This is a genomic window from Zunongwangia atlantica 22II14-10F7, from assembly GCF_002094855.1.
In the GTDB taxonomy this organism is placed as follows: Bacteria; Bacteroidota; Bacteroidia; order Flavobacteriales; family Flavobacteriaceae; genus Zunongwangia; species Zunongwangia atlantica.
This window is the reverse complement of record NZ_ARYN01000013.1, coordinates 81,726-104,337: the sequence shown is the minus strand read 5'-3', so window position 1 is coordinate 104,337 and position 22,612 is coordinate 81,726. Positions and strand designations below refer to the sequence as shown.

24 protein-coding genes and 1 tRNA gene are annotated in these 22,612 nt (G+C 35.5%); 20 read left to right on the top strand and 5 right to left on the bottom strand.

The window, feature by feature from the left end; translation table 11 throughout:
• Positions 1-63: 63 nt before the first annotated feature.
• Positions 64-627 carry a DUF3109 family protein gene (locus IIF7_RS14525; protein WP_084842424.1) on the bottom strand — a complete coding sequence of 188 codons (564 nt, stop codon included), beginning with the start codon at positions 625-627 and terminating at the stop codon, positions 64-66.
• Between the two features lie 191 nt (positions 628-818).
• Between IIF7_RS14525 and IIF7_RS14520 the strand changes: the two genes are divergently transcribed.
• The 3 genes from IIF7_RS14520 to IIF7_RS14510 are packed head-to-tail and all read left to right on the top strand — an operon-like array spanning position 819 to position 2,210.
• A complete protein-coding gene (locus IIF7_RS14520; RefSeq protein WP_176218968.1) occupies positions 819-1,400 on the top strand; it encodes a MarC family protein in 582 nt (193 codons plus the stop codon).
• On the top strand, positions 1,397-1,597 hold the full coding sequence (locus IIF7_RS14515; RefSeq protein ID WP_084842423.1) for a hypothetical protein: 201 nt from the start codon (positions 1,397-1,399) through the stop codon (positions 1,595-1,597). The genes IIF7_RS14520 and IIF7_RS14515 overlap by 4 nt, the downstream gene beginning before the upstream one ends.
• Before the next feature lies 1 nt (position 1,598).
• Positions 1,599-2,210, top strand: a complete 612-nt coding sequence (locus IIF7_RS14510; protein WP_084842422.1) for an FAD-dependent oxidoreductase — start codon at positions 1,599-1,601, stop codon at positions 2,208-2,210.
• Here the strand turns inward: IIF7_RS14510 and IIF7_RS14505 are convergent.
• From IIF7_RS14505 to IIF7_RS14490, 4 genes are all read right to left on the bottom strand, one after another.
• Positions 2,202-2,501, bottom strand: coding sequence for a hypothetical protein (locus tag IIF7_RS14505; protein ID WP_084842421.1), 300 nt, complete (start codon positions 2,499-2,501; stop codon positions 2,202-2,204). The two genes, IIF7_RS14510 and IIF7_RS14505, sit on opposite strands and share 9 nt — an antisense overlap.
• Positions 2,501-4,102: a S41 family peptidase gene (locus tag IIF7_RS14500; RefSeq protein ID WP_084842420.1), complete on the bottom strand. Its 1,602-nt coding sequence runs from the start codon at positions 4,100-4,102 to the stop codon at positions 2,501-2,503. The genes IIF7_RS14505 and IIF7_RS14500 overlap by 1 nt, the downstream gene beginning before the upstream one ends.
• Positions 4,099-4,530, bottom strand: a complete 432-nt coding sequence (locus tag IIF7_RS14495) for a deoxycytidylate deaminase (protein WP_013069933.1) — start codon at positions 4,528-4,530, stop codon at positions 4,099-4,101. The genes IIF7_RS14500 and IIF7_RS14495 overlap by 4 nt, the downstream gene beginning before the upstream one ends.
• A gap of 104 nt (positions 4,531-4,634) precedes the next feature.
• On the bottom strand, positions 4,635-5,222 hold the full coding sequence (locus IIF7_RS14490; RefSeq protein WP_084842419.1) for a HupE/UreJ family protein: 588 nt from the start codon (positions 5,220-5,222) through the stop codon (positions 4,635-4,637).
• A gap of 303 nt (positions 5,223-5,525) precedes the next feature.
• Between IIF7_RS14490 and IIF7_RS14485 the strand changes: the two genes are divergently transcribed.
• The 17 genes from IIF7_RS14485 (at position 5,526) to mgtE (ending at position 22,440) form a co-directional block, all read left to right on the top strand.
• On the top strand, positions 5,526-6,665 hold the full coding sequence (locus tag IIF7_RS14485) for a PepSY-associated TM helix domain-containing protein (protein ID WP_084842418.1): 1,140 nt from the start codon (positions 5,526-5,528) through the stop codon (positions 6,663-6,665).
• Between the two features lie 337 nt (positions 6,666-7,002).
• The gene (locus tag IIF7_RS14480; RefSeq protein ID WP_084842417.1) at positions 7,003-7,362 is read left to right on the top strand and encodes a hypothetical protein; all 360 of its coding nucleotides are present in this window, start codon (positions 7,003-7,005) and stop codon (positions 7,360-7,362) included.
• Positions 7,362-9,131, top strand: coding sequence for a tetratricopeptide repeat-containing sensor histidine kinase (locus tag IIF7_RS14475; protein WP_084842416.1), 1,770 nt, complete (start codon positions 7,362-7,364; stop codon positions 9,129-9,131). Before IIF7_RS14480 ends, IIF7_RS14475 begins: the two co-directional genes overlap by 1 nt.
• A complete protein-coding gene (locus IIF7_RS14470; RefSeq protein ID WP_084842415.1) occupies positions 9,128-9,745 on the top strand; it encodes a response regulator in 618 nt (205 codons plus the stop codon). Before IIF7_RS14475 ends, IIF7_RS14470 begins: the two co-directional genes overlap by 4 nt.
• Positions 9,746-10,514: 769 nt before the next feature.
• Positions 10,515-10,596 (top strand) — tRNA-Leu (locus tag IIF7_RS14465).
• A gap of 147 nt (positions 10,597-10,743) precedes the next feature.
• Positions 10,744-11,415, top strand: coding sequence for an outer membrane beta-barrel protein (locus tag IIF7_RS14460; protein ID WP_084842414.1), 672 nt, complete (start codon positions 10,744-10,746; stop codon positions 11,413-11,415).
• Positions 11,416-11,541: 126 nt separating this feature from the next.
• Positions 11,542-12,483, top strand: coding sequence for a ribose-phosphate pyrophosphokinase (locus IIF7_RS14455; RefSeq protein WP_084842413.1), 942 nt, complete (start codon positions 11,542-11,544; stop codon positions 12,481-12,483).
• An 87-nt stretch (positions 12,484-12,570) separates the two neighbouring features.
• On the top strand, positions 12,571-13,203 hold the full coding sequence (locus tag IIF7_RS14450; RefSeq protein WP_084842412.1) for a 50S ribosomal protein L25/general stress protein Ctc: 633 nt from the start codon (positions 12,571-12,573) through the stop codon (positions 13,201-13,203).
• 128 nt (positions 13,204-13,331) lie between these two features.
• A complete protein-coding gene (pth, locus tag IIF7_RS14445; protein ID WP_084842411.1) occupies positions 13,332-13,961 on the top strand; it encodes an aminoacyl-tRNA hydrolase in 630 nt (209 codons plus the stop codon).
• Positions 13,962-13,967: 6 nt separating this feature from the next.
• Positions 13,968-14,906 carry a bifunctional riboflavin kinase/FAD synthetase gene (locus IIF7_RS14440; RefSeq protein WP_084842410.1) on the top strand — a complete coding sequence of 313 codons (939 nt, stop codon included), beginning with the start codon at positions 13,968-13,970 and terminating at the stop codon, positions 14,904-14,906.
• A complete protein-coding gene (locus tag IIF7_RS14435; protein WP_084842409.1) occupies positions 14,896-16,218 on the top strand; it encodes an HTTM domain-containing protein in 1,323 nt (440 codons plus the stop codon). Before IIF7_RS14440 ends, IIF7_RS14435 begins: the two co-directional genes overlap by 11 nt.
• A gap of 68 nt (positions 16,219-16,286) precedes the next feature.
• A complete protein-coding gene (gene serS / locus IIF7_RS14430) occupies positions 16,287-17,558 on the top strand; it encodes a serine--tRNA ligase (RefSeq protein ID WP_084842408.1) in 1,272 nt (423 codons plus the stop codon).
• A gap of 47 nt (positions 17,559-17,605) precedes the next feature.
• Positions 17,606-19,390, top strand: a complete 1,785-nt coding sequence (locus IIF7_RS14425; RefSeq protein ID WP_084842407.1) for a tetratricopeptide repeat protein — start codon at positions 17,606-17,608, stop codon at positions 19,388-19,390.
• Positions 19,387-19,818 carry a hypothetical protein gene (locus tag IIF7_RS14420; RefSeq protein ID WP_084842406.1) on the top strand — a complete coding sequence of 144 codons (432 nt, stop codon included), beginning with the start codon at positions 19,387-19,389 and terminating at the stop codon, positions 19,816-19,818. Before IIF7_RS14425 ends, IIF7_RS14420 begins: the two co-directional genes overlap by 4 nt.
• Before the next feature lie 113 nt (positions 19,819-19,931).
• Entirely contained in the window at positions 19,932-20,240 is a 309-nt protein-coding gene (locus IIF7_RS14415) for a DUF4286 family protein (RefSeq protein ID WP_084842405.1), read from the top strand.
• Positions 20,241-20,261: 21 nt separating this feature from the next.
• A complete protein-coding gene (gene rsmA / locus IIF7_RS14410) occupies positions 20,262-21,101 on the top strand; it encodes a 16S rRNA (adenine(1518)-N(6)/adenine(1519)-N(6))-dimethyltransferase RsmA (protein WP_084842404.1) in 840 nt (279 codons plus the stop codon).
• The gene (mgtE, locus tag IIF7_RS14405) at positions 21,085-22,440 is read left to right on the top strand and encodes a magnesium transporter (protein WP_084842403.1); all 1,356 of its coding nucleotides are present in this window, start codon (positions 21,085-21,087) and stop codon (positions 22,438-22,440) included. The genes rsmA and mgtE overlap by 17 nt, the downstream gene beginning before the upstream one ends.
• Positions 22,441-22,612 lie beyond the last annotated feature (172 nt).

The window sequence follows — 22,612 nt, the reverse complement described above, 5'->3', positions numbered from 1 at the left end:
CTTGCAAGATCAATAGATCTTGTGAAGCGAGTAGCGAAAGCCCGGCCGTAGGCAACGCCCAGATTATAATTTTTCGGCTACTTTTTCTAATTCGGCATACCAGTCTTCTCCAAATTTTCTAATTAAAGCTTCTTTGGTGAATTTATAGATGGGTACGCCCAATTCTTCGCCAAGGCTACAGGCATCGTCGCAAATATGCCACTGATGATAATTCACGGCAGAAAACTCTGAATAATCCTGAACACGCACCGGGTAAAGGTGGCAGGAAACCGGTTTTTTCCAATCGATCTCGCCCTGGTTATAGGCTTCTTCGATACCGCAAAGCGCAGTGCCTTTGTCATCGAAAGTTACATAAGCGCAATCTGCACCATCGATAAGTGGAGTTTCGATCTCCCCAAAATCGTTGGTGATATATCGTCCCTGTTCTTCGATGGCATCGATTCCTTTTTGCCTAAGAAATGGTTTTACTTTTGGATAAATTCTATCCATGATCTCTTTCTCGTACTCTTCTACAGGAGCACCAGCATCACCGTCTACACAGCACGCTCCTTTGCAGGCAGAGAGATTACAAACAAATTCTTTCTTTAGAATTTCTTCTGAAACTATGGTTTTACCTAACTGAAACATACGGCAAAGATAATTTTAAGATTGATTTTATAAAGAAAAGCGCCTTATTATTTGCACGATACCCTAGATTTAAAATCGTTCTATGCTAGCTTTAAATACGATCTTTTATCGATTTAATTTTTGAGAAATATTTATAGCTGAAAATAACTAAAATCGCTATGAAAATTTACTTTTGCAAAAAATTTTGAGCTATGTTTAATTTGTTCGATTTCAGGGAAGTGTTTACCGTAGGGATGGTTTTATTTGCGGTAATTGATATTATTGGGAGCATCCCTATTGTTTTGGATTTACGAAAAAAAGTAGGACATATACAAAGTGAAAAGGCTTCTTTGGTAGCCGGTTTATTAATGATCGCTTTTTTGTTTTTAGGGAAAGAGATTTTAAATCTTATTGGGATCGATGTAAACTCGTTTGCAGTAGCGGGTTCTTTTATTCTATTCTTCCTGGCTTTAGAGATGATTTTGGGGATTAGTTTATATAAAGATGATGCGCCAGAATCTGCTTCGATAGTACCTTTGGCCTTTCCTTTAATTGCCGGCGCAGGAACAATGACCTCGCTTTTGTCGCTTAGGGCAGAATATGAAACCATAAATATTATTGTGGCTATCATAATCAATATTATCTTTGTATATATCGTCTTAAAATCTTCAGGAAAAATCGAGCGGGTTTTGGGATCGCAGGGTATAAATGTTATCCGAAAGATATTTGGCGTTATTTTACTGGCAATCGCCGTTAAACTTTTTGCCGCAAACATTCAGAGTTTATTTTCATGACAAAGTATTTAATCTACACCATCGTTTTTTTAGGAATTGTTGTTATTGGATTTAATATCACTATTTTAGATTTTAATAATCTAATGGAAGACGAAAGTGGAACAGCATTAATCGCAATTGTAGCAAGTCTTTGTGTAATTGTATTAATGGGAATTCTTTTAGTTTCCAGAACGATCGCAAAAAAACATAATCAATAATATGGAATATGACCTTTTAATTGTTGGAGGAGGCGCCGCAGGAATGTCTTGTGCTTTAGTGATAGGATCTGGTTTAGAAAAGGAATTTGCCAAAGACAAAAAAGTGGGGATCGTGATGCATCAAAAAACATCAGATCTGCAAACTGCACTTTTTAATAATGTACTTGGGTTACAACCGGGAACTAAAGGAATGGATGTACTTAAACAAGGTCCTAAACAATTGGAAGATTTATATCCTAAAGTTGAACAATTAAAAGGCGAGAAACTTCAGCATATTAGTAAAAATGAAAACGGAGTTTACGAGCTTAAAACCAATAAGAATTCTCATTTAGCGAAAAAAGTAGTGATCGCTATTGGCTATTCAGATAATTTTAGAATTGGCGGAGTAGACGAATATGTGATTCCGCATAAAAAAGCAAAAGCTTCTAAAAATAGAGTGCAGTTAATTAACGAAGATCATCTTGTAGTTCCTAATCTTTATGTGGCTGGTTCTTTGGCAGGTTGGCGTAGCCAGTTTTCTATTGCCTGCGGAAGTGGTGCTGCTGTAGCAACAGATATTCTTACCGATTGGAATGGTGGTGAACATACTAAAGTTCACGACAAACTATCCTAAAATAATACAACTTACCCCGGTAATGATAGCGCTAATCATTAAGATGATAAAGAGCTTGTGTAAACTGCGGTAAATCAAAGCCCGTTTTAATTTACCTGTAAAAACTTTATCTGGATTTGAAGCGATATGTCTCCTAATGGTTTTTTTTGAAACATAAGAAGAGCTTACCATAATATCCTTTTGCAGAAATAACAATGCACTATTATCCAATAACCTGAAGCTTACTGCAATTACAAAAAATAATAAGGGTAAGATGATGCAGTAGGTGCCAAGGAGATCGATTATAGCCATTAATCTTTAAAATTATTCTTCTTTTCAGATAATTCCAGGACTTTTTCGATCACCGGGTCGCCTTCGTTTTTTAATTGTTGGAAGTAAGTAGAGCCAAATAACTGTTGCGCCATTACTGCCTTTAAATATTGCTTCATAAGCGGTTTATAGTCGGTAAGGCGAATATTTAGTTTTTCGCTTTTTCCGTAGGCAATTAATCGATCTACAGTTTCATCTGTAACTTCTACTTCATTTTCAAATTGATTTTTAGAAAGTGAATTGTAGTATTTTCTGTCGCGTTCCAATTCCTGAAAAACAAACCTGCTTAAAAAGCCGCCATTCAGTAAAATCCTGATGTGTTCGCGTTCAATTTCGATATCCTTGGGGATAAACACATCGGGGATAATTCCGCCGCCACCATAAACGATCTTTCCACCGGGAGTAACATATTTTAAAGAATCGTCTACTTTTATGCTATCAATGCTTTTAAGTTCACCATTCTTATAGCGACGTTCGTAATCCCTAAAATAGTTGTCGTTTCCGTTCTCGTAAGGTTTTTGGATAGATCTACCGGTTGGCGTATAATATCTTGCGATGGTTAAGCGTACTGCACTACCATCACCAAGATCCATTTCTCGTTGTACCAATCCTTTTCCATAAGAGCGTCTCCCAATGATTGTTCCTACATCATTATCCTGCAATGCGCCGGCAACAACTTCGCTTGCTGAAGCCGAATTTTCATTGATAAGAACATACACATGGCCGTCTTCGAAATCGCCTTCACGCTGGGCAAAGGTTTCTTCGATCGAGCCACTTTTGTTTTTTGTGAAAAGAATTAGTTTTTCATCTTTTAGAAATTCATCTGCAATATTAATCGCTTCTGCTAAATAACCACCAGGATTATCACGAAGATCTAATGCAATTTCTTTAGCACCCATTAATTTTAGGGCTTGTATAGCGGCATCAAACTCTTCGTAAGTAGACTCAGCAAAACGATTAATTTTTATGTAACCAACAGTTTTATTCAGCATATATACTGCTTCAACACTTTTTATGGGTACATGATCACGTTTCACGTTAAAGCTTAGCAGCTCTTCCCGTCCCGGGCGTTTTACCTTAAGTTCTACATTGCTGCCCTGTTTTCCTTTTAAGAAAGTGGTTAAAGAATCACTACTTACACCAAGATCGAATAGCGGCTTATCGTTAGCATATAAAATACGATCACCACCACGAATTCCTATTTTTTCACTTGGCCCGCCTTCTAATGCCTGGATAACCATAATGGTATCTTCAACCGAATAAAAACTTACTCCAATTCCCACAAAATCGCCTTTCATGTTTTGTGAAACATTGTCGTATTCCTGCTCTGGGATATAAACCGAGTGAGGATCCAGACCTTTTAAAATCGTATTTACCGTAACATCTACGATGCTATCTGTATTTACGTCATCAACATACTCGTAATCGATATAGTCGATAAGGCGGTTTAATTTTTCTTTTTTAGGGTTTGATGAAAATAATTGATCTGAAGATGAATAATTTATCTTACCGCCCATAAATACGCCAATAGCGCAGGCAATACCTAAAAGCAGTGGGGTATATATGTTTTTTTTATTTTTCAATCGTCTAATTGCGTTATCTGTATTAAATCGACTCCAGCTTTTTTAAGAAAATCGAGACCACTATTATCCTTGTAGTCTACGCAATATACCAGTCTAGTAATCCCTGCCTGGTGTATAAGTTTGCTACATTCTTTACATGGCGACATGGTGATGTATAAAGTTGCACCCTGGCAGGATTGTGTAGAAGCGGCAACTTTTAAAATAGCATTAGCCTCGGCATGTAAAACATACCATTTGGTGTAGCCTTCTTCGTCTTCACAAAAATTTTCAAATCCGCTTGGGGTACCATTGTAACCATCAGAAATAATCATTCTATCTTTTACAATAACTGCACCAACCTGTTTTCTTTTACAATGAGAAAGTTTACTCCATTCTCTGGCTATTCTTAAATAGGCTTTGTCGTATTTAAGTTGTTTTTCTTTTTGCATGTCTTCTGAAAAGAGATTTTTTTTAATCTCTAAATCTTATAATGTAAGAATCGCTAAATTATTGTAAGCGACAGGTTAAACCAATTTTAAGGCGTTAAAGTTAATTAAATCGCGTTAAAATTATCTCTTAGTATGGGGAGAATGATTCCTATTACAATGGCAGATACAACCAGTATCCAATCACGCTTAGAGGCCTGAAAGAAATTTTGAACGATAAGCGCTAATATTAATACAGATAATACTACGATGGCCTGTGCGCATTCTATACCTAAAGCAAACTCTAAAAGAGGAAATATTTTTGATGAAAATCCGCTGCTTAGCATTTTAAAATAGGTAGAAAAACCAAGCCCGTGTATAATCCCAAAAAATGCAGTTGTAAAATATAATAAAGCGGGGTTGCTGTTTTTTTCTTTATTACTTGCGGTAAAAATATTATAGATCGCAGTGATCATGATCGAAACCGGAATTAAAAACTCTACCCATGCCGTATCTACGATCACAATTTCGTAAGTAGATAAAAATAGAGCTACAGTGTGGCCTAGTGTAAAAATAGTGACTAGCCATAACACTCTTTTCCAGGAGGTAAAAGTGTATGATGCTACCAGAGCAATTAAAAAAAGAATATGGTCGTAAGCATTCCAATCTAAAACATGCTCCAGGCCTAACTTAAGATATAACCAAAATTGTGACATACGGGATAAAGGCTAAGGTTGCCGAATGTACGACTTCTTAAGAAAATCACAAAAGCTAATACGATAAACCATATAAAATCTCTAATTGCATAAATTTCGCTTAAATTTTAACAAAACGTAAGAACTTGATAATCAGTGTTATTTTGAAAATTGTTTAAAATTGGTCTAATTAAATTATAAGGAATTGAAAAAGCTGATTATTTTTGAAGCAATAATTTTGAATAAGTCTAAATAAAGTTCTTTAAAACTGGCTAATCTTAGTAATAGTAGGGATTTGTTAGGCTTATTTTTATATATTTTAAAATGAAGAAAAAGAAAAAGTACGGTTTACGCGCATTTATTAACGATGTTCACTTATGGTTGGGGTTGGCCAGCGGAATTATTTTGTTTTTGGTTTGTCTTAGCGGAACCATACTTACTTTTGAAGAAGAGATAAAAGGTTTTTTTGCTGAAAAATTTACGGTTGAAGCTGGAGATAAAAAATTATCTGTAGAACAACTAATATCGGCATTAGAAAGTGAAGGGATCGTAAGCTCGGTTACCGTACCAGCTGAAGAAGGCGAAGCTTACGAGTTTAGCGTTAAAGAATCGCCAGAACAACGCCGTGGAAGCACGTATTATGTGAATCCTTATACGGCAGAATTTAGTAAAACTCAGGAATCTTCTTTAGATGGTTTTTTCTTTTCGATGTTTAAATTACACAGATGGTTGTTATTGGATTCTTCAATTGGGCGACCAATCGTTGGAGTTTCAACCATTATCTTTTTAATCCTTTCGATCACTGGGATCGTACTTTGGTTTCCGAAGAAAAATATTAAGTGGAAAACCTTAAAACCTGGCTTCAAAATTAAATTTTCTGCAAGATGGAAACGTATTAACCACGATTTACATAATACTTTAGGATTTTATGCCTGTATTTTTTTAGTGGTGATGTCGCTTACCGGTTTGTGCTGGTCTTTCCAATGGTATCGTGATTTGGGAAGTGAAGTTATGGGTGCGCAGATTTTTGGCGGTCGTGGTGGCCCGCGCGTAGAAAGTGAAGCTCAAATTGGCGAAGATGAGGTAATATCTATTGCTGAAGTTGAAAAGATTACTGCACAGGAACTGAATTACGAGGGAAAAACCTCGATTAGTTTCCCATCTGGAGATAAAGGTGTTTATAGTATAAGAAAATACGAATCGGCTAAACTTTCCCCGATAATTGCAGATAATCTAATTGTAGATCGCGACGGGAAAGTGCTTAAAAAGGAAATTTTTAATGATAAACCGCTTAATGTAAGAATCACTTCTTTAATTAAGCCTTTACATACAGGAGCCATTTATGGTGGTTTCTCTAAATTTATCTATTTTTTAGCCTGTTTAATTGCAACCAGTCTTCCTATCACCGGGACATTTATCTGGTTGAATAAAATGAAGAAAAAGCCTAAAATAAAGAAGGCCTAAAACTTTACAATTTCAGCTTATAGGCTTTACTTTTTCTAAGAGTTTCTGACCTAATGAGTTTATCTTCTAAACCGCCATTTTTTGGCGGTTTTTTTATGCTTTTGTAGTATGTAGAAAGAATTGAAAGTTGTTTCTTACAAATGTTTAAAAATGCAATGTTTACTAAATTTAGTTTATGTTAATGAATACTTAAATAAATAGTGGTTTTGCTTTTAACTTAATAGTGAATTATTGGTTTAAGCTTTCTAATAGCTAATATTCGATAAAAATGAAGCATTATTTTATTGAGTTGATTTATTTCTTATTTTTAAAATTATGTTAAAATCTAAATTTTAAAATGAGTAAGCCTAACAGCAATCCACTATTTTATGTGGATAATTTACAAAAAGACGGTAGTAACTATACCGTAGATTTCCATTTCCCCCAAAATTTTTCGTATACCACTTGCGAAGTAATTGGTAACAGCCCATTAGTTCCCGAAATTCTGAAGATTGAAATTTATGTTTCAGGAGATAAAAATGTTACACCTAGTAGCGATGTAGCGACTAAAAATATTTCTTTGAATTTGGGTGACTTTCAATTTAGCTTTTTAAAATTTAAAATAGTTTGGAAGTTAGGCACAGGAGTAGGCGGAGGTATTGGCGATCCTGAAGATGAAGAAACGGTAGGAGAAGGTGTAATTGGTGGTTTAGGATAATGAAAAAGTTACTGGTTTTTTGTGGATTTTTAATTTTTGGGCTGGCCTCGTGCTTTGCTCAGCAACAACTTTTGGATGAAGCTGAAGCTTCTAAAGAAGCAGATAATTATCAGTTGTCATTAGATATACTATCGCAAATTGATACAAATTCGCTATCTATTCCACAAAAAGCCAGGTTTTATTATTTACAATCTGCCAACCATAAATTCAAAAAAGAAGATTCAGATGCTTATCCCTTATTGCTTAAAGCGCGAAAGCTATATACTGAATTGGATAGTCTTGAAAAAGTAGCAACTATTAATCTTGAACTTTTTCAGGTTGTAAGAAATATTGGGAGTGAACATTTGAATTATAATGAATATATTGATGCGTATGTGGATTATCATCTGTCGCAAAATGATTCAGAAAACCTGCGAAAAGCTTACATCAGAATTGCAGCTAATTTTGCCAGAAATGCTGTTCCAGATAGCGCAATAGGATATTTTAGAAAAGCCTTATATATAGCAAAGGAAGATAAAGATAGTTTAGCAGAAGCCCATATGTTGAGTAATATTGGGGTAATTTATATGGAATTCACTCCTCGTAAAGATTCAGCTTATTATTATTTAACTCTTTCTCGGCCTTTATTTCAGAAATTTGGAAGTATAAATCATCAGAAAAATAATTATCTGAATTTTGGTAGTTTAAATAAGAAATTAGGCAATTATGATGAAGCTATTTTCAATTATCTAAAAGCAGATTCGCTTTTAAATCTACAGAAGGACTACAGAATCTCTAGAAAACAATTTCTATACGATCTAATAGCTAAAACTTACGAGCTGGATGAGCAACCTGCAAAAGCATTAGAATATTACAAATTAACCCAGGCTTACCAGGATAGTTTAAACCTGCAGGAACAGGAAAAAGCGATCTACGATATCCAAACCAAGTACGAGGTTCAGAAAAAAGAAAATGAAAACCTACAATTAAAGCAATCTCGATTTTGGTTAATTTCAGGAGTAATTCTACTGGTATTATTGCTTGTTGCTACCTATTTGGTGTATCGCAACCGCATGGCCAAAAAGCAGTTAGAAATAAAACAATCGGCTTTAGAGAAAAACCAGTTAGAAAAGCAACTTAAAGACCAGGAACTTGCCGGTTTAGACGCCATGATCGAGGGGCAGGAAAAAGAACGCCAACGCATTGCAAACGATCTTCACGATAATTTAGGCGGATTACTGGCCACGTTAAAACTTCATTTTCATAACTTAAAAACTAAAACCGATCGTCTTCGTGACGAGCAGGACGAATTATTTAAAGCTACCAATTCACTTTTAGATGAAACCTACCAACAGGTAAGAAATTATGCGCATCAACGAAATGCCGGTTTAAAAACGAGCGAAGGTTTGGTGCCATCGATAAAGAATTTTGCCTCTAAAGTTTCTGTGGGGAATAATCTGGTGGTACAGGTAGAAGATCACGATATGGAAGGTCGCCTGGAAAATAGTGTAGAAATAACGATTTTCAGGATTGTACAGGAATTGATAACCAACGTGATCAAACACGCGCAAGCTTCAGAAATTATAGTGCATCTTACTTCTTTCGAAGATCATATTAATATTATGGTAGAAGATAATGGTAAAGGATTTGACCCTTCTATTATAAAAGATAACGACGGGATGGGCTTGGCTTCGATCATAAAACGGGTAGAACATCTTGGCGGTAATGTAGATATCGATAGCCAGTCGGGTAGCGGTACTACGGTAATTTTAAATATTCCAAGAACATGATTCGTGTAATTATTGCTGAAGATCATTTAGCCGTTGCCGATGGAGTTTTGGCCTATTTTAAGTATCACGATACGATTTCGATTATTGGTCATGCAAAAAATGGGGAAGAACTGGTAAAACTGGTGGAAAAAAATATTCCAGATGTGGTATTGGCAGATATTAGAATGCCGGTGATGGATGGTATCGAAGCCGCAAAATTGATCAAAGCGAAATTCGACAGAATTGCAATCATTGCTTTTAGTATGTTCGATCAGGACGAAGCGGTAGATCTTATGCTTCAAGCCGGCGCAACAGGATATTTGCTAAAGAACTCTCCGCTTACCGAAATGGAGAAGGCGATATTGGCGGTTTCTGAAGGGAATTTATATTACGATGCCAATTTAAGTCTTACTGCTGAAGATACCGTTCAGGAAACAAAAGGAATTCTTACCAAACGCCAAATCGAAATTCTAAAACTTGTAGGTAAAGGCAAAACCAATCAGGAAATTGCAGATGCTTTGTTTATTGGGAAAACAACGGTAGAAACTCACCGTAAAAACATGATAAGAAAACTCGGTTTGCATGGGCCGGGAGAATTACTTCGCTACGCGTTGCAGCGCAAATACGATTTTTAAAATATACCCTTGCATGGGGATGGTGCTATCTAAACCTATAAGCTAGTTTTGGAGTATTAATTCATGGTACTAGCAGTTCTTAAATAGTATTAATGAAGTATTTCGTTCAATTGCCTCTTTATAGGGGTTTGTTCTAAAAGCTTAGCTGCAAAACCTATTTGTTTTCTACTTTGCAGTGAAGTCTAAGAACGTTTTCTCGATTTCATTTATGAAATGATGCTCCCGGCTAATAGTCGGGAGTTTTTTGTTTTTAGATGGTTCAGAGCGATAAGCAGCTTGCCTTTAGTTTTTTATAAGTCTATTCTTTTTTGAAGGCTTTTAATACTTCATGTTTAGGTAATATTGCTAACAATTATTGAAGCTAAACTTTACATTTAATTGAATTGCAGCTAACAGTTTTTTAAGGTTTTTTCTGTTTTTTTGAGATTGATTCGGGTTTGGTGAAATACATCCAAATTTATATTAGCTTAAAGAGGTTCTCTTTAAGAAAATAACGAAACAGGTTTTAGAACCTGTTCATTCCTTTTGTTTCTTAAATCCACCTCTATCCCGGGGTGGATTTTTTTATGAAAAAGATTTATAGCTTTTTGGTTAATCCTGAGTATTATGTTTTCTGCGGAAGTAAACTTTAGGATTTAAGAATTGATTTATAAAAAAGAGCTAAAAAATTATCCAATCTTGGGTTTAGTAGAGAGGATAATGTTAGAATTCGATTTTTAAAGAAAAAGATACTGCATATCAAATAATTTTTTAATTTTGCCGTCCAATTGCCTTGGTGGCGGAATTGGTAGACGCGCTGGATTCAAAATCCAGTTTCTTCGGAAGTGTGGGTTCGATTCCCACCCAAGGTACTAAGTAATTGTAATTCAAAGCTCTGCAGTCGCAGAGCTTTTTTTTTAACGGATTTTTAGATTAAAATATGTTTATTTTACAATTAGTTTTATAAAATATCGTTTAAGTTTACAGCTGAAATTGTGCCCCCGATTTATACAATATTTATGAAATATAAAGGACTAACCTTAATGGTATTGCTGGCCCTTTTTTTAACCCCAAAAGTTTTTTCACAGGAATTTACTGCTGGTGTTAAGGGAGGAGTCAATTTTTTTCAAACTTTAAACTTCTCAGATACAGGAACTTTGCCAGATTCTGATATTGGATTTCATGGCGGTGTATTTGGACAATATAATTTTTCTCCAACATTTTTTATCCGTCCAGAAATAGAATACAGTAGCATAACTCTTAATTACGAGTTAAGTAGATTAGATACTTCTTACAAGCTGGATAAAGTTAGTGCGGCTGCTTTAATTGGAGTAGAATTATTTAATAACTTCAGCATATTTGCAGGGCCTGCTTATCAACACTTCTTAAATAAAGAGTATAGTGCACAGGTTAGAGAGCCAGAAATTATTATTAATTCCTGGGCTATTCATTTTGGCGCAAAATACGATATAAACGATTGGCTTGGGCTTGGTGTAAAATATGATTACACGGCAGATTCTAATGATCGTCAAATTTTAAGTTTGCGCGGCAATAACGGGAATACATATAATTATAGCTCTGATGATGGTAGGATAAATACAATATTTTGTAGTGTTTATTTTACAATATTTGATTCTTCTAAACAAAGAAATAAAAGAGCAAAAAGCGGTAGCCGAGGCTGTTATTTCTAAAATTGTTTAATAATTTTATTGTGTTGTTATATTGCTTCAAATAGAATTAATATTTGCGGTTTTTAACAAAGAATTAATTTCTAAATTTGCATCGCAACTATTAATTAATAATTAAACAACACAACAATGAGTACTCCTTTAACCGAAGCTAAGATTTTTAGCTGTACCCAAAGCCGGGATCTTGCAGAGAAAATTGCTGCTTCGTACGGTATCAAGCTTGGGAATGTAATCACTTCTACTTACAGTGATGGTGAATATCAGCCTTCTTTTGAAGAGTCTGTTCGCGGGGCCAGATTATTTATCATTGGTTCTACAAATCCTGGAGCAGATAACCTGATGGAAATGCTTTTAATGCTAGATGCTGCAAAGCGTGCATCGGCAAGACATATTACTGCAGTAATGCCTTATTTTGGTTGGGCAAGACAGGATAGAAAGGATAAACCTCGTGTTCCTATTGCTGCAAAAATGATAGCGAGTATTCTGGAAACTGCTGGTGCTACGCGTATTATCACGATGGATTTGCATGCAGATCAGATTCAGGGATTCTTCGAAAAACCTGTAGATCATCTATTTGCATCTACTGTTTTCTTACCCTATTTAAGAAGCCTTAATTTAGATAATTTAACCATAGCATCTCCAGATATGGGAGGTTCTAAAAGAGCTTATGCTTATTCTAAAGAATTGCAAAGCGATGTGGTTATTTGTTATAAGCAAAGAGAAAAGGCTAATGTAATTTCTCACATGGAGTTAATTGGTGATGTTACGGGTAAAAATGTAATATTAGTAGACGATATGGTAGATACTGCCGGTACACTTACCAAAGCTGCAGATATTATGATAGAACGTGGTGCAAAAAGTGTAAGAGCAATTTGTACGCATCCGGTACTTTCAGGTGGCGCTTACGAGCGTGTAGAAAATTCTAAACTTTCAGAACTTATCGTAACAGATTCTATTCCGCTTAGAAAAAAATGTGATAAGATAAAAGTTGTAAGTTGCGCTGAACTTTTTGCAGACGTAATGCAACGTGTACATGGCAACCGTTCTATCAGTTCTAAATTTTTAATGTAATTCTTTTTTTGCTAAAAAATTTAGAATCAGGCTTTAATATTTCAGCAAAATGTTGCAATTTTGCACTCCTTAAAAAATAAATAAGAAATGAAGTCAATTACGATCAAAGGATCTAAAAGAGAAAGCGTAGGTAAAAAAGCTACTAAAGCGCTACGTAATGCTGGCCAGGTTCCTTGTGTATTGTATGGTGGTGATGGAGAGCCATTACACTTTACAACCGAGGAAATTTCATTCCAGCACTTAGTGTACACACCAGATGTTCACACTGTGGTAATCGAGTTGAAGAGTGGAGAAAAGTACAATGCAATTCTTCAGGATATTCAGTTTCACCCTGTAACTGATAATATTCTTCACGTTGATTTCTACGAAATATTCGACAACAAAGCAATCACTATGGAAATTCCAATCCATACAGTAGGTGTTGCTCGTGGTGTTAAAAATGGTGGTGTGTTAAGATATAACTTACGTCGTTTAAAAGTACGTGGTTTACCAGGAGCACTTCCAGATTATATCGAGGCAGATGTTACTAAGCTTAGAATTGGTCAGAAATTATATGTAACTGCTGTAGAAAGCGAAGATTACAAAATTCAGCACCCAGATAACACAGTAATTTGCCAGGTTAGAACTTCTCGTAACATTGTTGCTCTTGATGACGACGATGAAGATGACGACGATGCACAAGATGTACCAGCAACTGAAGTTAATGATTCTCAGGAATAAACTTCAAATTGCTTAAATATAGGATATCCCGTATCAACACGATACGGGATATTTTTTTGTAAGAACTTTAGCATCACTGTTATTAAAAGCACAGTGAAAATTTTATCTTTACCAAAAGAAACAATATAATGCTGTCGTTCTTCGGAAGAATTTTAAAAAGTAAGAAAGCTACAGAAGAAGAAATTGATCCCATGAAAAAGTTTTTAATCGCGGGCCTGGGAAATATTGGTCCAAAATATGAAAATACACGCCATAATATTGGATTTAAAGTTCTGGATGAATTAGCAGCAAAGCACGAAGCAGTGTTTACAACTCAAAAGCTTGGCGATATTGCCCAATTTAGATACAAAGGCAGAACGTTTATTTTACTGAAACCCAGTACGTATATGAACCTAAGTGGAAAGGCGGTGAACTATTGGCTTCAGAAGGAAAAAGTTGCAATAGAAAACTTATTGGTGGTGACAGATGATCTTAACCTGCCTTTTGGAACATTACGCCTTAAAACTAAAGGAAGTGATGGTGGGCATAACGGGTTAAAGGATATTCAAAGTCAGCTTAACACTACAAAATATAACCGATTCAGATTCGGTATTAGCGACCAGTTTTCTAAAGGTCAGCAAATCGATTATGTATTGGGAGAATGGAGTGATGAGGAAAATAAAGAGCTTCCAGAGCGTTTAAAAAAGTCGGCCGAGTTGATTGAATCTTTTGGGACAGCAGGTGTTTCTAATACAATGAATTCATTTAACGGAAAATAAAGAGCCTTGAGAATACATAAAGGAGCAAATGCATTTGAGAGTGATAAGCCAACAGTGGTAACTATTGGTACGTTTGACGGGGTACATGCAGGGCATAAAAAAATAATAAACCGCCTGGTAGATAGTGCGCAGGCCAATCAATTAGAATCGGTAATCCTTACATTTTTTCCGCATCCAAGAATGGTTTTGCAGAAAGAAAGCGGTATAAAACTGATAAATACAATTGAAGAACGCACAGATATTTTAGAGAAATCTGGAATAGATCATCTTGTGATTCATCCTTTTACCATGCAGTTTTCAAGACTTACCGCCAGAGAGTTTGTAAAAGAAGTGCTGGTAGAAAAATTAAAGGCCAAAAAAGTGATTATTGGTTACGATCATCGTTTTGGAAGAAATCGTACCGCAAATATCGACGATCTTAAAGAATTTGGAAAAGAATTCGATTTTGAGGTAGAAGAGATTACCCGCCAGGATGTAGAAGAAGTTGCAGTAAGTTCCACCAAAATAAGAACAGCCTTAGAAGAAGGTAAGGTAGAAAAAGCCAATAGATATTTACAATATCCATTTGCTTTAGAAGGTGAAGTGGTTAGAGGTCGTGGTTTAGGAAAAGAATTTAACTATCCAACCGCTAATATTAATATTGTAGAAGAGTATAAGTTAATCCCTAAAAACGGCGTTTACGTGGTACGCTCCAATATTGAAGGGAAAAATTATTTTGGGATGATGAGTATTGGCACCAACCCAACAGTTGGTGGTACTTCTCGAACCATCGAAACTTATTTTTTTAAGTTAGATAAAGACCTTTACGGGGAGAGATTAAAAATAGATTTGTTAATACGCATTAGAGACGAGAAAAAGTTTAATTCTGTAAATGACCTTAAAATAGCCATGAAACAGGATGAAGCATTTTCATCTCAATATATAAAAGATAATTATGTGGAATAGATGGCTTTTTAAGCGGGTAGATAATTCAGGATTAATTTTCTTTAGAATAGCATTTGGATTATTGATTGCGCTTGAAGCTATTGGCGGAATTTTCACAGGTTGGATTCGACGTACTTTAGTCGAACCAGATTTTACATTCAATTTTATAGGATTCGAATTTTTACAACCGCTGCCTGGTGATCTTATGTATTACTATTATGGGCTAATGGGCTTGTTTGGTATCCTGGTAATGATAGGCTTTAAATATCGATTTTCGATGTTTTGCTACACTATTATGTGGGCATCAGTGTATTTAATGCAAAAGTCTTCCTACAATAATCATTACTATCTTTTAATGTTACTTTGCTTTATTATGACCTGCTTGCCGGCGCACACAGCCTTGTCTTACGACGCCTGGAAAAATAAAGCAATAAGATCGATTTCTATGCCTCGCTGGGTTTGGCTTTTTATAGTACTGCAATTATGGATTGTTTATACTTATGCATCGGTTGCAAAGTTATATCCAGATTGGTTAGATGGTACAGTGCCCGAGTTGTTAATGCGAGGGAAAAGAAGTTACTGGCTGGTTGGCGAATTTCTTCAAAAACCATGGATAAAATGGGTGATTGCTTATTTTGGATTAATTTTCGATTTACTTATCGTGCCTATGTTGCTTTGGAAACGAACCCGCGTTCCGTTCTTTATCTTGGCGATATTTTTTCATTTATTCAATAGTTTTGTTTTTCATATTGGGATATTTCCATACCTGTCTCTGGCCTTTTGTGTATTCTTTTTTCCTACTCAAAAAGTCAATAAATATTTACTTCGGAATAAAAAAGAGCACTACGATGGGGATGAGGTGATTGTTCCTGAAAATAATATGATTCTAAAATTTGCTATTGTTTTATGGTTTGTGATCCAAATTTCTTTACCGCTAAGGCATTGGTTAATTAAAGATAATGTACTGTGGACAGAGGAAGGGCACAGACTTAGTTGGCGAATGATGTTAAGAACAAAAAGCGGAAGATCCAGCTTTAAAATTGTAGAAAAGGGAACTAAGGATACTATAATTGTAAAAAAGCATAAATATCTTTCTAAAAAACAACGCCGAATTATTAGTACTAAACCCGATGTTATTTGGCAGTTTGCACAGCGTTTAAAACAAGAATATGCTAAAGAAGGGAAAGAGATACAGGTGTTTGTAGATGCACAGATTTCTGTGAACGGAAGACCTTACGAAAGACTTATCGATCCAGAGGTTGATATTGCAAATGAAGAATGGAATTATTTTGCCCATCACGATTGGATTTTGCCTTCTAATTTAGACAAATAATTAGCCTTGCTTTTATTACATTTGCTGCTTCAAATTATTATTAACGGCAATAAAAATTAATTGGCCTTATGTTACAAGTTAACAACATCAAAGAGCATAAAGACGCTTATATCGCAGCGCTGAAGAAGAGAAATTTTGATGCTGAATCTATTTTTGATGAGGTATTGAGTTTAGACGAAACCCGTCGCTCCACTCAGTCCAAACTTGATGATACTTTGGCCGAATCCAATAAGCTTTCTAAGCAAATTGGATTGATGTTTAAAAATGGAGAGCATCAAAAAGCCAATCTTCTAAAAGAGAAAACCGGAAAACTAAAAGAGGATTCTAAGAATTATTCTGAGGTTTTATCAAATACAATCGCAGATTTAGAAAAACTGCTTTATACAATTCCTAATGTTCCTAACGAAGTTGTTCCGGCAGGAACTTCTGAAGATGATAACGAGGAAGTTTACAAAGAAGGTGATATTCCTGTCTTAGCTGAAGGTTCTTTACCACACTGGGAACTGGCAAAAAAATACGATATTATCGATTTTGAGCTGGGAAATAAAGTTACCGGGGCTGGTTTCCCTATTTATAAAGGTAAAGGAGCAAGGTTACAACGTGCTTTAGTTTCTTACTTTTTAGATAAAGCGGTAGAGGCGGGGTATTCAGAATATCAATTGCCATTAATGGTTAATGAAGCTTCTGGATATGGTACAGGGCAATTGCCAGATAAAGAAGGACAAATGTATCACATCACTGCAGACGATCTTTATATGATCCCAACTGCAGAGGTGCCAATTACCAATATGTATCGTGATAATCTTTTAATAGATAAAGATTTTCCTATCGCCTGTACCGGTTATACACCTTGTTTTAGAAGAGAGGCTGGTTCTTATGGAGCTCATGTACGTGGTTTAAACCGTTTACACCAGTTTGATAAAGTAGAATTGGTAAGAATTGAAAAGCCAGAAGATTCTTATGCTGCTTTAGAAGGAATGATAGAGCACGTAAAAGGATTGCTAAAAGATCTAAAATTACCTTATCGTATCTTAAGATTATGTGGTGGTGATTTAGGATTTACTTCTGCCTTAACTTACGATTTCGAGGTGTTTTCAACCGCACAGGATCGTTGGTTAGAAATTAGTTCAGTTTCAAATTTTGAAACTTTTCAGGCAAACCGTTTAAAATTACGTTATAAAAATAAGGAAGGTAAAAAAGAGTTGGTACATACACTTAACGGAAGTGCTTTGGCGTTACCTAGAGTTTTAGCCGGAATCTTAGAAAATTACCAGACAGAAAACGGAATTAAAATTCCAGAGGTGCTTGTGCCTTACACAGGTTTCGATATGATCGATTAACCAGTTAATTATCATTATTGAAAAGCGCATTTTGTTATATTTACAATATGCGCTTTTTTATTTTATTCATATCAGTTTTTCTTTTTTCGCTACAAGTAAACGCACAATCCTTACAACTGGCCCAAAACTTTTTTGATAAAGGAGAGTACGAAAAAGCTTTGTCTTATTATCAAAAAACATTAGAGCAGCAAAGTAATAATCCGCGTGCTTTTAATGGTGTAGTTAGTTCTTTACAACAGTTAGAACGATTTGATAAGGCGGAAGAAATGCTTATGCGGCAATTAGAAGATTCGCCACAAAACTCAACTTTTTTAATTGATATTGGGCATAATTTTGCTTTGCAAAGAAATGAAGCTAAAGCTGAAGAATATTACCAAAAAGCACTGGCAGTTATAGAAACCGAACCACGACAGGCATTTAGCGTAGGCTTAAAATTCGAGAATATTAATTTATTAGAATACGCTGCTACAGCTTATAAAAAAGCCAACGAAATTATGCCAAATGCCGGTTTAGAACTTAAGTTGGCCAGGCTTTATGGAGAACAGGGTGAGCTTCAACAAATGTTTGAAAGTTACCTGGATCTTGTAATTAAAGACGAAAAATATTTTCCTTATGCCAATCGTGAATTTGGAGAATTTATTACTGAAGATGCTTCTGCCGAAGCTAATGTTTTATTAAGAACTACACTTTTAAAGCGCCTTCAAACCAATCCAGATCCTTTTTATAATGAAATGCTAAGCTGGCTGTATATTCAGCAAAAAGAATATAGCAAAGCACTAGTTCAGGAAAAAGCAATTTTTAGAAGAGCTGAAGTGCCAAATTTAAACCGAATAATGAATTTGGCTTACGCAGCAAAAAGAGCAGAAGATCTTGAAGCGGCTAAGGAAGTCACCAATTTTATAATTGAAGAAGCTCCGCCAAATTTAAAATTACGCGCAAAACAGCTAAAATTAAGTTTGGATGTAGCTACCGCAACAACTTCAGAGTATCCAGAAATAGAAAAAAACTTCCGCAGTGTTATTGCAGAATATAAAAACGCTGGAGAAACCATTCCGCTACAAATCGATTTTGGACAATTTTTGGCCTTTAAATCTAATAAAGTGATCGAAGCTGAAAATTTGCTGAAAAATTTATTAGATAAGGCTATTAATGAATACGAGAAAGCCCGAATTAAAATGGCAATTGCCGATGTTTTAGTACTTCAGGAAAAATTTAATGAAGCGCTTATCACCTACACGCAGGTGCAAAAGATGGTGAAAAACGACAAAATTGCTCAGGATGCGCAATTTAAAGTAGCCAAAACCAGCTATTATAAAGGTGATTTCGAATGGGCACAAACTCAGCTTGATGTTTTAAAAAAATCAACTTCGCAGTTAATCGCAAACGATGCGATGGAGCTTAGTTTAATGATAAACGATAATACTTTAGAGGATTCTACCCAGGTTGCGCTAAAAAAATACGCACATGCAGATTTATTGGCTTTCCAGGGAAAAAATGAACAGGCTATAGCAGAGTTATCAGAATTATTAACCGAGCATAAAGGCGAGAAAATTGAAGATGAAGCCCTTTTTAAACAGGCGCAGTTATACGAGTTACAAGCGCAATATCTTTTAGCTGAAGAAAATTATTTGGCGATATTGGATAATTTTGGGCAGGATTTATTAGCAGATAATGCGGCCTGGAATCTGGCAGAAATGTATAGCAACATGCTAAATCTTCCTGAAAAAGCCCAGCAATACTACGAAAAGATATTGTTTAATTTCGAGGATAGTATTTATTTTATCGAATCTCGAAAAAAATACAGATCGCTTAGAGGCGACGAAATAGAATGAAATTACTTCTCGAAAAATCCTATAAACTTTTCTGGGTGCTTATTCCATTTGTCTTTATGTATGGTTTGTTCAATAAAGAACATTCTGCGGTATTAAATATTCATGCTACTTATTTCGTGATTAATCACTTGTTTTTTGCGGGACTCATTGTCATATTTTTTGCATTATTTGGTTTAGGATATTGGCTAATGGATAAATTTAACAGGGAATTGATTAGCTGGATGACGGCTTACCATGTTTTTATAAGCATTTTTGGATTATTGATATTGTTAGTTTTTTATGATGATGTTGAAAATTTAGAGATCGATTATGCTTTTAAGCAAACTCTAATGTTGCTTATGCTTTTTACAGCAGCTGTTACCATCGCAGCACAAATACTATTTCCTTTAAATTTTTTAGTTTCTTTTCTTCGGAATAAAAAGCATTAAATTTTAACTAATATTGAAATTAAGCATTAATGGCTTTTAGGTTTCGCAACTTATTGGCTTGTATCAAGGTTTTTGATTCGTACTTTTGCAAATTCAGGATTAAATTTTAGAAAATGGTTATTTATAACGTGACAACAAACGTTCAGGAAGAAGTGCACGACGAGTGGCTAAAGTGGATGAAAGCCGAATATATTCCTGCAATGCTGGATACTGGTAAATTTACCAATGCTTTAATGACTAAAGTGCTTAGCAAAGAGCCAATGGGCGGGATTACCTATTCTGTACAATACACCGCTGAAAGTATGGCCTATCTAAAAACATTTTATGTAGAAGATCATGCAGCAATGATTGCTAAAACTTCAGTTTTTAAAGGTAAGATTGTAGAGTTTTCTACAGAACTTCAGGTGATGGATCAGCAATAATTTGTTCTAAAAACAAACAATATGAGCAAGAAGAAATTTAAGAAAAATTATAAGCCATCCCGCCAAGAAGATCAAAGTGGCCAGGTTAGAGCAAAAAAGCATCTTGGGCAACACTTTCTTAAAGACGAGAATATTGCCAAAAAAATTGGTGATACTTTGTCGCTTTCTGGCTATGATTATGTTTTGGAAATAGGCCCCGGGATGGGCGTTTTAACCAAATTCTTGCTCGAAAAAGACACTGAAGTTCATGTTGTAGAAATTGATACTGAAAGTGTAGAATATCTAAATGCCAATTACTTAAAGTTGCATGGCAGAGTTCACGAACAGGACTTTTTAAAATACGATCTCACTCAGGTTTTTGGGGACAAGCCTTTTGCAGTAACGGGTAATTTCCCGTATAATATTTCGTCGCAAATAGTTTTTAAAGCCTTAGAAATGCGAGATCAGATTCCAGAATTTTCAGGGATGTTTCAAAAAGAGGTGGCACAGCGAATTTGTGAAAAAGAGGGGAGTAAAACCTATGGGATACTTTCAGTTTTAACTCAGGCTTTTTATGATGCTGAATATCTATTTACCGTACCGCCTTCAGTATTTAATCCGCCTCCAAAAGTAGATAGTGGTGTGTTACGATTAACTCGTAAAAAAGACTATCATTTACCTTGCAATGAGGCCTTATTTTTCAGAATTGTTAAAACCGCATTTCAGCAACGGCGCAAAACCTTAAGAAATAGTTTAAAAAGTCTTAATTTACCTGATACTTTAAGGGAAGATGCTATCTTTGGCAAGCGGCCAGAGCAGCTCAGCACTCAGGATTTTATTTCACTGACCTTAAAAATTGAGCCTTATGCAGTTTCAAATTAGCAACGAACTAATTGAAAAAATTCAATTCCTCATCGAGCAAAAGAATGATGAAGAATTGTTATTGCACTTAGATGATGTTCACCATGCTGATATTGCTGAAATTATCACCGAGCTTAGTTTAGACGAAGCAACTTACTTAGTAAAACTTCTTGATAGCGAAAAAACTTCAGAAGCTCTTATGGAGCTTGAAGAAGGGGTTAGAGAGCGCATTTTAGAAACGCTGTCTGCTAAAGAAATTGCAGACGAGTTGGTAGAAATGGATACCGATGATGCGGCAGATATTATGAACGAGCTTTCGCCCGAGTTGCAGAAGCAGGTAATTTCTGAAATTCAGGACGAGCAACATGCTGAAGATATCGTAGAACTTTTACGTTATCCTGAAGATTCTGCCGGTGGTCTAATGGCAAAAGAGCTGGTAAAAGTTAACGAAAACTGGAGTGTTACCGGTTGTATGACCGAGATGCGTGCACAAGCAGAAAATGTAACCCGCGTGCACTCTATTTACGTTGTAGACGATAAAAACAGATTAAAAGGAAGGCTGTCTCTAAAAGATTTACTTACCGCGGCAAGCAACGAGAATATTCGAGATATCTATATCCCAAATGTAGATTATGTAAGTGTGCATACCGATGGCGAAGATGTGGCCAGAATCATGCAGAAATACGATTTGGAAGCGATACCAGTTATCGACGAGATGGGAAGACTGGTAGGTAGAGTTACCATCGATGATATTGTAGATTTTATTAAAGAGGAAGCCGAGCGTGATTACCAAATGGCGGCTGGTATCTCTGAAGGTGTAGAAGCTGATGATAATATTTTTAAACAAACCCGCGCAAGATTACCTTGGCTTTTAATAGGTATGTTTGGTGGTTTGGGAGCAGCTGGGATTATTGGTGGTTTTCAGGAAACGATGACGGTTTTCCCTAAATTACTGCTTTTTGTTCCGCTAATTCAGGCAACTGCAGGGAATGTTGGCGTGCAATCTAGTGCCATTGTTGTACAGGGATTAGCTAACGGAAGTTTAAAAGGAAATATCATTGCAAAGCGCCTGCTTAAAGAAACTTCACTGGCATTGGTAAACGGAGTCTCGATTGCAATTATCGTATTTATAATAAGCAGTGTTTGGTTTGAAACTACGTATACAGAGTCTTTAAGTGTTTGTGTGGCGTTGATATCTGTAATCTTGTTAGCGGCCATGATTGGTACAGTAATTCCAATAGTTTTAGATAAAAATAATATCGATCCTGCTGTGGCCACCGGGCCGTTTATTACAACCAGTAATGATGTTTTTGGGATTCTTACCTATTTTTTAATCGCAAAAGCGATATTAGGCTTCTAAGAAAATCCTTTATTTCTTCTTCATATTCTCAGCTTTGCTTAAATTTGTTAGCTATTGTAGCGGTTGAATATGACACTTTTCACTTTTCAACAATTAAATTTAGAAGGCGGTTTATCCTCTTTTTCTTCGGATAAATTTGCTATAAATTCAGATTATATCTTTTTCAGAATAA